This window comes from Sphingobium phenoxybenzoativorans (assembly GCF_001757355.1).
GTDB classification, from domain to species: Bacteria; Pseudomonadota; Alphaproteobacteria; order Sphingomonadales; family Sphingomonadaceae; genus Sphingobium; species Sphingobium phenoxybenzoativorans.
Genome location: NZ_MINO01000184.1, coordinates 1 through 1,200, shown reverse-complemented (window position 1 = coordinate 1,200; position 1,200 = coordinate 1). Strand labels below are relative to the sequence as shown.

General features: G+C 63.2%; 2 protein-coding genes. Both read right to left on the bottom strand.

Features of this window, described 5'->3' with window-relative positions; translation table 11 throughout:
* Positions 1-54 precede the first annotated feature (54 nt).
* Positions 55-276, bottom strand: coding sequence for a sigma factor-like helix-turn-helix DNA-binding protein (locus BHQ40_RS24725; RefSeq protein ID WP_070158311.1), 222 nt, complete (start codon positions 274-276; stop codon positions 55-57).
* The gene (locus BHQ40_RS24720; protein WP_070158312.1) at positions 273-1,187 is read right to left on the bottom strand and encodes an ArdC family protein; all 915 of its coding nucleotides are present in this window, start codon (positions 1,185-1,187) and stop codon (positions 273-275) included. Before BHQ40_RS24720 ends, BHQ40_RS24725 begins: the two co-directional genes overlap by 4 nt.
* Between the last annotated feature and the right edge of the window lie 13 nt (positions 1,188-1,200).

Genomic DNA, 1,200 nt, shown 5'->3' with positions numbered 1-1,200 from the left:
ACGGCCTCATGACGAGAGGCTGAGGATGAGGAGATGGACCCGCTTTGACCATAATCATGAGGATGGGTCCTCCAGCGCCCTGGCCAGCGCCGCCAGCGCCTTGGCCAGATGCCGTTCCACCTCCTGCATGGAAAGGCCGGTGATGCGGGATATGGCACCATAGTCATGACCCTCGACCGCATGGAGGCGGAACACCCGCGCAGATGTGGGATCGATGCTCCCGAGCGCCTGTTCGAGGCGCCCGGGGGTGAGGGCGGGATGAGGGGGCTGGCTCATGCTCCGCTTTCCTCACGGGCAAGGAACGCCATCAGATAGCGGGCCGCCTTGCTCGCCTGGGCAGCGGCCCGGAAGATGGCGCGATTATCTTGCCTGAGGATGGCCAGCCAGGATCCGATATAATCAGCATGCCGGACCGTGGGGATGATCCCGAGCTCGGCACACAGGAACGCTGCGGCCATCTCGGCAACCAGCTCCTCCCGTGCATACCAATGCTGGGGATCGATGGCCGCGACGCCATGGAAACGGTCAAGCCTGCGTGCATGTCCGGTCCAGTGGCCCAGCTCATGAAGGACCGTGCGGTAATAATCGATAGGGGCGCCGAACAGTTGCCGCCGCGGCACATGAATCCGGTCCTCGCCGGGGGCATAATAGGCAAGGCTCCCGCCAATGCGGATATCCGCGCCGCTTGCCTTGATCAGCGTCTCGGCATGGGGGACGATGATGGCAGGGTCAGCGCCTGTATCTTCGCCATAGAAATCTTCGGGCAGATCGACGCACTGGTCGATGTTGAAGATGGTGAAGCGCTTGAGGAACGGGATGTGCCTGGGACCGCCATCGGCCCCGACCTCCGCCTGGCCATCCGCGCCTTTGGGCACGAAGGTGTCGGCATAGCAGATGCCAACACCGCTCTCGCCCTTCCGGACGCTGCCGCCCAGCGCCATGGCCTGACGATAGGTCAGCCACTTCTGTGTCGCATAGCCTGCTCCGAACAGCGCGTTCCACAGGATGAGGATATTGATCCCGCTATAGGGCCGTCCGGTCACTGCGTTCCTGGGCAGTCCAAAAGCGGCATCGTCGGTCTGCCAGGGCTGTACCCAGGGGAGGCATCCTTCTTCCAGCTGGGCAATGATGGTGGCGGTCACTTCGTCGTGGAGGCTCGCTCTGGAGCCACGTGGCTGCTTGTCCATGTCCTTACGGTCT